This window comes from Pedobacter sp. UBA5917 (assembly GCF_002432345.1).
Classification (GTDB): domain Bacteria; phylum Bacteroidota; class Bacteroidia; order Sphingobacteriales; family Sphingobacteriaceae; genus Pedobacter.
In genome coordinates this window covers 1-11,062 of record NZ_DJDT01000339.1, presented here as the reverse complement: position 1 = coordinate 11,062, position 11,062 = coordinate 1, and the positions used below count along the sequence as shown (strand labels likewise).

Below are 11,062 nucleotides of genomic sequence, written 5' to 3'. Positions count from 1 at the left end.
TCCGTGTTAATCTGTGTCTCCGTGCAAATTTGGAGACATTCCGAAGGTAATGATTAAAAATTGTGTAGTAATTGGATAAATTAGTAAAGTGGTCTGTGGGGATACAGACCACGGCGGTTGAATGAAGCAGCCACGAAATTTTTTTACCGATAATCTCTATTAAATTTATATATTTCGGGTAAATTAACCGCTAGTAAATCGATTAAACCAAATATCGCTGCATGAATAAGGAAAAGCTGTTCAACGAAATCAAAGCGTTGAGCATCATCAATTCTTTCTCGAAACACGAACAGCTTGTACAAGGGATCATCAATGGCCTAAATCATAAACTGATTGCCAAAGGTGATATGTTGCCATCTGTAAACGAAATGATGCGTGAAACCGGTTTTGCCAAAGAAACCATTGGTAAGGCTTATAAAGAACTGATCAGTAGGGGCATTTTGGAGTCGAAAAACCGTATGGGTTATTTTGTGGCTACCGATGATACCGAACAGCACCTTAAAGTATGTTTGCTCATTTACGCTTTCGATACCTTCCAGGAAACTTTTTATCAGAACTTTCGCGATCATTTGGGCGATAATATCCAGGTTGATGTGTATTTCCACCACAACAACTTCAGTGTTTTCGAATCCATTATCAACAGTAACAAAGGGCAGTACGGTTTATATGTAATTGCACCCATAGAAAGTAAGGAGGCTAAAGAAGTACTGGAACAGTTGCCGAAAGAAAAACTGCTGATCGTGGATCGTTATGTAAAACTGAAAGGCGATTACTCCTACATCGTTCAGGAGTTTGAAAAGGCTTCTTATAATGCTTTTTTACAACTGGCTCCCAGGATTAAGGAGTTTTCGGAATTTGTTTTCTTTTTTAAACCTTCATCAGCCGAACCCAACGAAGTGTTGATTTCTTTTAAACGTTTTATAAAAGAGTTTAACATCAAGGGCACCATCAAGAACAGTTACGAGGCCGGGAGTATCGCACCCGATAAGGTTTATTTTACCATACACAATCTCGAACTTTGGGAAATGCTGAAAGATACCAAGGTAAAAGGATTAAAGGTGGGTAAAGATCTGGGCATCCTTTCGCATAACGATGATAACGTTAAAGAGATCATTTTTGATGGAATTACCACTTTTTCCATCGATTTTGCGCACATGGGCCGTCTCGCAGCCGAGTTTGTGCTAAGTCTCAAGCCCATTAAACATGTAATGGAAAATCAACTGATCAGAAGAAATTCACTTTAATAGCAGCGTGGGAACCATAGCCATCATCAGTTTTATTGCGTTCACGGTATTGGCCGCGGTTATTTCTTACTTCAAAACACGGAAATCGCAGCGCTCTACCATCAGTGGTTTTTTCTTTGCCAACCGTACCAATGGTTTTATCATCATCGGTGCCTCACTGTTTTTCAGCAACATTAGCGCCAACCAGTTTATCGGCGAAAACGAATCGGTTTACATCAATAATATGTCGGTAATCGGCTGGGGGATTTCATCAATCCTGGCCATGATTATTGTTTCGGAGTTTTTTATTCCCATTTATTTTAAAACAGGCATCCGCACCATTCCCGATTTTTTGGAGAAACGCTACGATAAACAGACCAAAACACTAGTTTCGGTGGTTTTTCTTTTTAGTTATATCATTAACCTGCTGCCATCGGTGCTGTATGGTGGTGCGGTGGCCTTTAGTAACCTGATCGATCTTTCGGGTTTCCAGCTTTCGTATTGGGAAAGCATCTGGGTTTTTGTATGGATTATGGGACTGATCGGGTCCATTTATACTATTTTAGGTGGTTTTAAAGCCATCACCATTTCCGATACGGTATTGAGCGCCGGGATGTTGATCCTGATTATTGCATTGCCGTATTACGGATTGCGCTATCTGGGCCATGGCGATTTCTTCAGTGGCCTTTCTACCGTACTCTCTACCAAAAAAGAACATCTAAATGCCATTGGCAGCAGTAAAGATGCCGTTCCTTTTTCTACCCTGTTTACCGGTATGCTCATTGTTAACCTTTATTACTGGGGCATGGAGCAGTACATTATCCAGCAGGTACTGGCTGCCAAAAGTTTGGAAGAAGGCCAGAAAGGTATTGCATTAACCTGTTTTGCCAAATTGCTCTGCCCGTTGCTGATCAATATACCCGGATTAATTGCTGTACACCTTTATCCGGTTTTAACCAATACCAACCAGGTGTTTCCATTGCTGATTAAAGATGTACTGCCGCCGCTTTTAATGGGCTTATCGGCCTGTGTGCTTTTTGGCGCAGCCATTACCACCTTTAATGCCGGATTAAACAGTTCCAGCACCCTTTTTCTCCTTAATTTATACAAACCTTTTATGGAGAAAAAAGGAAAAGTATTGTCTGATAAGAGTTTATTGCGTACGGGCAGGTTATTCCAGATTTCAGTCTCGCTGTTTGCGATGGTTTTTGCGCCCTTTATTATTTTTTCGAAAAATGGCTTTTACGAATACCTGCAAAAAATCAGTGCTATTTTTAGCCTTCCAATCTTTACCATCATCTTTATCGGCTTTATTACCAAAAAGATGCCACCTGTTGCCGCTAAAATCGGGATGATTTTCTTTATTGCCTGTTACGTGATGAGCGAGTGGGTATTTTCTATCCATCTGCATTACCTCCACACGCTGGCCATTATATTTATCATTACTGTTTTATTGATGCTGGGTATCTCCAAGCTGTACCCAAAGCAGCAGCCATACCATTTGGTGCTGGATAATAAAATAGAAATTATTCCCTGGCAGAATAGACATTACTATCATGTAATACTCGTCTCACTGATGGCGCTTGTCTTTTTTATTTTCTCTTCGTATATACTTGCTTAGACCTGAAATTCAGTTGATTATATATTTTTATTAGACACTTGGAATATTAAATATTTTGTTTATAATTGTATCTGAAAATAGTAGGATAGGATAGGATAGGATAAAATTTTGATTTACTTGTATTCCAGTATTTTATTTCCTTTTTACAAAAGGGCATAATAAGGTAAATAAAATGCTAAGATCATTTCCAAACCTAAACCAATGTTTTCATTAACCAAATAATCCCAAAATATGAGAAATTTTACAACTTATTGTGCAGCAGTGCAAACCCTTCCTTCAACTGTTAAAGGATGGCCGGCAGATCGAAAAAATCTTAAAAGAGGTTAATACCTGCCGATCTACATCTATCTACAATTTTCTAATTCATCATTTAAAAGCTTATTAGCAAATGAAGCAATTATTTTTGTTTTGTGGACACCTTTCGGTGTCTGGCAGGCTAAAAAATGCACTGGTATTGACAGGTTCGATGCTTGTATTTTTCCTGATTTTTATGCCTGTAAAAAGTTATTCCCAGGTAGGGAAGAAAACCATTACGGGTAAGGTTACCGATACGGCGGGAGTTGCCATTCCCGGAGTTATTGTAGCTACGGTTAGCGGGCCTAAGGCTGGTACCCAAACCGATAACAATGGTAGGTTTATCCTTGATGTTGAATCTGGCGTTGAACTGCGTTTCTCCTTTATAGGTTACGCAGAGAAAAGGGTAACGGTTACGGCAAACACTACAGTACTAAATATTAAACTTGCGGAAGATGCAGTGCAGGCCGAGGAGGTTGTGATTACTGCCCTGGGACAGAAACAACGGAAGGAAGCCATTGTTGGTGCGGTAACATCAGTGAAACCGGGCGATTTAAAAGTGCCTGCCAGTAACCTTACCACTGCATTTGCCGGTAAGGTAGCAGGGGTTATTGCATTTCAACCAAGTGGACAGCCAGGGCAGGATAATGCGAATTTCTTTATCCGCGGCGTAACTACCTTTGGTTACAGGAGAGATCCGTTGATTTTGATTGACAACGTAGAAATGACCTCTACTGATCTTGCACGCTTACAGGTGGATGATATCGAAAGTTTTTCTGTGTTAAAAGATGCAAGTGCTACTGCGTTGTATGGCGCCAGGGGAGGAAACGGCGTAATTCTCGTTAAAACCAAAGAAGGTAAAATTGGTAAAGCACAGATTAACTTTAGGTTGGAGGGGTCAACCTCTTCGCCGATCAGTCCATTGCAGATTGCCGATCCGGTTACCTATATGAAACTTTATAACGAAGCGCTGAGCACAAGGAGTTCGCCCGGGGCACCGTATACACCGAATAAGATATTAAATACGCAGGCTACCATGACTGGTGCGCCTAGCAGTAACCCTTATGTTTATCCGGCGGTAAACTGGATGGATATGCTGTTTAAGAAAAATACTTCAACACAAAGGGCCAACCTCAATATTTCTGGCGGCGGTGGTGTAGCCCGTTATTATGTAGCAGGTTCTTATTCGAATGATAATGGCATATTGAAAACCGATATCAGAAACAACAACAACAATAATGTACGCTTTAAAAACTATCAGTTACGTTCTAATGTAAACATTGATCTTACCCGCACTACCGAACTGATTGTGCGTTTATCGGGTAACTTTAACGAGTACGTGGGCCCAATGACGAACGATCCATCGTTTGCAACCGATTTATATAATATAGCTACCCACACCAGTCCGGTTGATTTTCCGGCTTATTACGAGCCTGATAAAGCCAATGCACGTGTTCAGCACATTCTTTTTGGTAATAATACCGATGCCGTTGTATTACCTGATGGAAGTACGCCGCCAACGTCATCAACAGATGTAAAAAACATCAACCCTTATGCTGCGTTATTGAGGGGAAACAGAAGATTTTCGGAATCAAGGATGCTTGCGCAGATCGAGGTTAACCAAAAACTTGATTTCCTGACAAAAGGTTTAAATTTTAAAGGAATCTTCAGTACAAACAGATACGCAAGGTTTGAATCGCAACTGGCTTATGCACCTTATTTTTATAATGTGCAATCATACGACAAAGCCACTAACCAATATACCTTAAACTGGATCAACAATAAACCCGATCAGGCAAGGGAATATTTAAACTATTATGCAGGGGCAAGTACACTAAATACTTTCCTTTACCTACAGGGGGTATTGGATTATTCGGTCGACATCAACAAATACCACAATGTAAGTGCTGCATTGATCGGTACACAACAGCAATTGCTCAATGCAAACGCCAGTACACTGTTTAATTCATTGCCGTTCAGGAACCTGGGGTTATCCGGTCGTGCCACTTATGCTTACAGAAGCAAATATTTTCTGGAGTTTAACTTTGGTTACAATGGCTCTGAACGTTTCTCCGAAAATCACCGCTTTGGTTTCTTCCCAACGGTAGGTGCCTCGTGGATTGTATCGGGAGAAAAATTCTATGGAGACCTTTCCAATGTAATCGACAGGATGAAAATCAGGGGAAGTTATGGCTTGGTAGGTAACGACGCCATCAGCGACAGGAGGTTTTTTTACCTCTCGGATGTTAACCTGAATGGGGGGAATCCAGCCTCATTTGGTACCAACCTTGGTTATTCGCATAATGGGGTTACCATCAACAATTATGAGAACAGGGATGTTACCTGGGAAGTATCGAGACAGATTAACCTGGGATTGGAATTAACTTTACTTAAGAACATCAGATTTACCACTGAGGTTTACAAAAACTTTAAATCAGATATTTTACAGGATAGAAAAGATATTCCAAGCACTATGGGACTCGAATCGCAGATTTCGGCCAATATCGGCAAGGTAGAATCGCAGGGTATTGAGTTCTCACTTGATGGAAAACATAATTTCAGTAACGACCTTTGGGTATCAGGGCTCGCTAATTTTACCCTGGCCAAAAATAAATATACCCAGTACGAAGAACCTGATTTTGCCGATAAATACCGTTTGCATAATGGTGTTTCACTTAACAGAAATTTTGGCTACATCGCCGAACGTTTATTTGTTGACGACAGCGAGGCCAGAAACTCGCCTAAACAGATTTTTAGCACCAATGGTATTCCTCCTATGGGTGGTGATATCAAATACCGCGATCTGAACAACGATGGGGTAATAGATAGTAAAGATCAAACCTGGTTCGGAAATCCAACCGTGCCTACAATTGTATACGGTTTCGGTGTTTCTACCGGTTTCAAAAACTTCGATCTCAACATGTTTTTCCAGGGGCAGGCAGGTGTATCTTTTGTAATCGATCCGGCCAGAACAAGTCCGTTTATTAAAAGTCCCGATTCGTGGTTACCGGGCAATACCCAGGTTATACAGCAATATGCAGACGATCACTGGTCAGAAGATAACCAAAACCTGTATGCATTGTACCCTAGGCTTGGTATAAATGGTGCGGTAATCGAAAACAACCGTCAGAACAGTTCATGGTGGTTACGCGATGGTAGTTTCTTAAGGATGAAATCATTAGAAGTAGGTTATACCTTACCCCGCAAGCTGGCAGAAAAGATTAAACTTAGAAATCTGAGGGTTTATTTCAGCGGTCTAAATCTGATAACATGGAGTCCGTTTACAATGTGGGATCCGGAGATAGGTGGAAATGGGTTTTCTTATCCATTGCAGAAAGTTTACAACCTCGGCGTAAATGTTAGTTTATAGTTAAAAATAAAGAATTAAGCTATGAAGTCATTATATTCAAAAATAATATTCGCAGTTGTTATGGTGTCATCCATCGCATCATGCAAAAAATACCTCAACGTTACCCCTGATAATGTAGGTACAATAGATTACGCTTTCAGGAACCGTAATGAAGCAGAAAATTATCTGTTTACCTGTTACAGCACGCTGCAGCAGTTGCAGAACCCTTGGTTAGATGGGGGATTTTCTACTTCCGGCGAGATTGTTTTTCCGGGCCAGAATGAAATAAACGATACACAGGGTATTAAAGCAACCGGCTTTAACATGATGAGGGGTACACAAACCAGTACAAACCCTGGATTAAACTACTGGGATGGAAATGAGGATGGACAGGCCATGTTCAATGCCATCAGACGCTGTAATACCATGCTCGAAAATATCGACAAACCGATAGATCTTGGTGATACAGAAAAAAGGAGATGGATTGCCGAGGTAAAGTTCCTTAAAGCTTATTATCATTTTTACCTGTTCAGGATGTACGGACCTATTCCGATTACCGATGTTAACCTGCCGATAAACAGCTCGATAGAAGAAACGAGGGTAAAAAGAAAACCTGTTGATTCGGTTGTAAACTACATGGTTAAGTTATTGGATGAAGCTACGCCTGATCTTCCTACACAGATCCAGAATCAGACCCAGGAACTTGGAAGAATAACTTCCCTTATTTCGCGTGCCGTTAAAGCACAGATTCTGGTAGCTGCAGCAAGCCCCTTATTTAATGGCAATACAGATTATGCCGGGCTCCGTAATAAAGATGGGCAACAGCTTTTCAGCGTACAGAAAGATCAGCAAAAATGGGACCGAGCTGCCCAGGCATGCGATGAAGCATTAAAAGCATGTTTAGCGGCCGGTTTGAGGTTACATACCTTTATCCCAACGGCTAATATGCCTGCTAATCTGCCACAGGAACTGGTTAATGTACTATCGTTTCAAACCGCAATTACCGATAAATGGGAGCAGAATACCGAACTGATATGGGGTATGGCCCCGGTTTTCGGATTTGGAAAACAGGAAAGATGTATTCCCCGTTTAAATGCTGCCGCTGCGCTGAATATAAATAGCGCACAGGGTACTTTTGCTGTTCCTATTGCCGAGCAGGAACTGTTTTACACCAATAATGGCTTGCCGATAGAGGAAGACAAAACCTGGGACTACAGAAACCGCTATACTTTGCAAACCGCAGGAACTGCTGATCAGTATTATGTGCACAACGGCTACGAAACCGTAAAAGCACATTTCAAACGCGAACCAAGGTTTTATGCATCTATTGCATTTGATGGAGGTGTTTGGTATGGCAACGGCCAGCTAGGCGATCCGGCAAACGCAAACTATGTACAGGCACGCGGAACTACGAGCTTTGCAGGTCCGAAAGATGGAGCCCATACCAATATTTCGGGCTACTGGCCGAAAAAACTGGTTAATTATTTAACGGTTTACAACGACCGTTTGTCTTATGAAGATTTCCATTTTCCACTAATGAGGCTTTCAGACCTTTATCTGTTATATGCAGAGGCGCTGAACGAACAGGGAAAAAACTATTCGGAGGTATTACCTTATATAGATGAGGTGAGAAAAAGAGCAAAGATCCCAACTGTAGCAGATGCATGGACAGCCACGCTTTCTACCAATCCAATGAAATACACTAGCCAGGCCGGTCTTCGTCAGATCATCCACCAGGAAAGAAGGATAGAGCTTGCTTTTGAGTGTATACCAGGCTGGGATCTGCGCCGCTGGAAAGAGTTACAAACAGTAATGGCCAAACCTATGCAGGGATGGAGCATTTTCGACGATCAATCGGTAAACTATTATCGTCCGCGTAATCTTTTTGTTCCGGTTTTCAGTACAAAAGATTATCTGTGGCCTATTAAGGCAGATAACCTTGCGGTTAACCCCAATTTAGTTCAAAATCCATTTTGGTAAAATTTAAAGAAGATCTGATCATGAACATAAAAAAATATAGTTTTCCATGTCTTATCATGCTGATAATTATCGGCGTGGTGGCATGCAAGAAAAATAACGGTTTTAATGCTGTTATTTCTGAAGACACAACTAAACCGCTGCCCGTAAGCAATATTAAGGTCGATAATTTTAATGGTGGAGCAAACATTATCTATAACCTCCCCAATTCCCAAAATATTCTTTATGTGCTAGCCAAGTACAAGATAAATGATAATGCCGACCGCGAAACAAAATCATCTTATTATCAGGATACGGTAGTTGTTGAAGGTTTTGCAAAAGCAAAACCATATCAGGTAACGCTTTATACGGTTTCGAGGGCAAACGTAATGTCCGATCCGGTTACCGTAACGGTTAATCCGTTAACCCCGGTTTATTCGGTAGTACGTCCATCAGTAAATCTTACGGCTGATTTTAGCGGGGTGAATATTACAGCGGATAATCCGTTGAAAAAACAGATTGGCATTGTTGTGCTGAGCTATAACAACAATACAAAAGCCATGGAAATCGAGGATCAGCGTTTTACCAAAGATGCAAAAATCGATTATTCGGTTACGGGTTTTTCTTCAACCGAAAGGCGGTTCGGGGTTTATGTTACCGATAGATGGGGCAATATTTCGGATACGCTTCAGAAGGCATTAATCCCACTGGCGGAGGAAGCAGCTGATAAATCAAAATTCAGTGTATTAAACCTAAACACAGATAGTCCGACAGACTTTGGCTGGACATTACCGTATTTATGGGATGGCAAGCAGGATGGAAACGGCTGGCATACCCGTTACGGTGTAGCGCTTCCATATTCCTGCAGTTTTGGTATCGGGAAAACCTATAAGTTAAGCCGTTTTGTACTTTACGAAAGAACAGGCGATCAGTACACCTATAAATTTGCCAATCCAAAAGTATTTGCACTTTGGGGAACAAACTCATCAACGCCTACCGATATTCAGCTTCCTGTAACGGCGGCAGAAGGTACAGTGATAGGAAATTGGGTAAACCTGGGGAATTTCCGTTTTCCGGATCCACCATCGGGCAATCTCCCAACCGCAATTAATTCGTCGGATAACGATTTTGTTAAAAACGGTGTAAGCTTCAAGGTACCAACGGCAGCACCGGCTGTTAAATACCTCAGAATTGCCGTATCAACGGTTTGGGGCAACGAAGCAGCGGCACACCTGATGGAATTTACGCCTTATGGAACGCCACAATAATATTAAAACCCAATCTGATATCAAATTTAAAAGAGATGAAACCATCATGATTTGTCTGCACACAGAAATGAATAAATCATGATAGGTTCATCATCATTAAAAAACAATTATATACGGATGAAAAATCTTATAATTTTCGTAGGCCTTTTTGCACTGGCTATTACGATGGGCTGTAAAAAACAGCAAACAGATTTCAGGGACTTATTTAACGGGCATGAAATTATCTATACCGGAAGTCCCAAAGATGTACTGAGCAGGTCCGGGAATCTTCGTGCACAGTTAAAATGGAAATCAAGTTCCGACCCAAGCATTGTGAAATATGTAATTTACTATAATAACAAAGTCGATTCGCAGGTGGTGGCCATCAATGGCAAAACCGATAGCGTTTTTGCAACCATACCGAATCTTCAGGAATTTGTTTATGCCTTTACCATTTACTCTTATGATAAAAATGGGAACAGATCAGTGCCAAAAGACGTAAACAATGTAAAAGTATACGGACCAACTTACAAAGGAGGATTACTGAACAGAGGCTATAATGCTACCGAACCTTATGTTGTAAATGCCGATGGATCTGTTAAACTAAACTTTAACACACCCGATACCATTAATACCGGTACCCTGATAAAATACACCAATGCGGCCGGAAACGCTGCAGAAGTGACGCTTTTAGCAAAAGATAACTCTATTGTTCTGCCCAGTTATAAAGCCGGCACTGAAATTCAGTATCTCTCTTCTTATATCCCTGAAAGGAGCTCGTTGGATGTTTTTGCGGTAAATGCCTATTCTATTTTTCCGCAGGTTTACAAGTATGTACTTTGCGACCGTTCGCTTTTTGCAGAAGTGCGTTTGCCAGGAGATGCACAGACCTACGAGTCGGGTACCAGCATCAGCAAATTGTGGGATGGGAGTGTGGGGCCGCAGGGCTATCCGAATGTTTTCCATAGTGCGGGCAACAGTGGTATGCCGCACGTAATTACTTTCGATTTGGGCAAGGTTTATACCAATTTATCGCGCATTGAAGAAACCGGACGCGATTGCTGTAACAATCCTGATCGTTTTGAAGTTTGGGGAACTGCCGATTTAACCAATGCAACTACTACTTTATCAGCCAGTAACAGCGGTTGGCCTGCTGAAGCTACCAGTAAGGGATGGATACTTTTAAAAGATGTAACCCGATCGGATGATGGCAAAAATGCAATAACCGCCGATTTGGACAACGGTGGTAAACCGATTCGTTATATTCGTATCAGGATTAAACATGTAACCACCGGAGATGGTAATTATAGCAATATAAGCGAAATCAGATTGTGGAATAAAGAGTAAATACGTCGTCATCTCGACTGGAACG

General features: G+C 41.3%; 6 protein-coding genes. All 6 read left to right on the top strand.

Annotation, left to right across the window (positions count from 1 at the left end; genetic code table 11):
- Positions 1–221 precede the first annotated feature (221 nt).
- Positions 222–1,244, top strand: a complete 1,023-nt coding sequence (locus B2V92_RS23375; protein WP_293312653.1) for a GntR family transcriptional regulator — start codon at positions 222–224, stop codon at positions 1,242–1,244.
- 7 nt (positions 1,245–1,251) lie between these two features.
- The gene (locus B2V92_RS23370; protein WP_293312651.1) at positions 1,252–2,844 is read left to right on the top strand and encodes a solute:sodium symporter family transporter; all 1,593 of its coding nucleotides are present in this window, start codon (positions 1,252–1,254) and stop codon (positions 2,842–2,844) included.
- 388 nt (positions 2,845–3,232) lie between these two features.
- Entirely contained in the window at positions 3,233–6,508 is a 3,276-nt protein-coding gene (locus B2V92_RS23365) for a SusC/RagA family TonB-linked outer membrane protein (protein ID WP_293312650.1), read from the top strand.
- 21 nt (positions 6,509–6,529) lie between these two features.
- Positions 6,530–8,467 (top strand): RagB/SusD family nutrient uptake outer membrane protein, encoded by a 1,938-nt coding sequence (locus B2V92_RS23360; protein WP_293312649.1) that lies wholly within the window; start codon positions 6,530–6,532, stop codon positions 8,465–8,467.
- Positions 8,468–8,523: 56 nt separating this feature from the next.
- Positions 8,524–9,711 carry a DUF4959 domain-containing protein gene (locus B2V92_RS23355; protein WP_293312647.1) on the top strand — a complete coding sequence of 396 codons (1,188 nt, stop codon included), beginning with the start codon at positions 8,524–8,526 and terminating at the stop codon, positions 9,709–9,711.
- Positions 9,712–9,828: 117 nt separating this feature from the next.
- A complete protein-coding gene (locus B2V92_RS23350) occupies positions 9,829–11,037 on the top strand; it encodes a DUF4998 domain-containing protein (RefSeq protein ID WP_293312646.1) in 1,209 nt (402 codons plus the stop codon).
- The last annotated feature ends 25 nt before the right edge of the window (positions 11,038–11,062 follow it).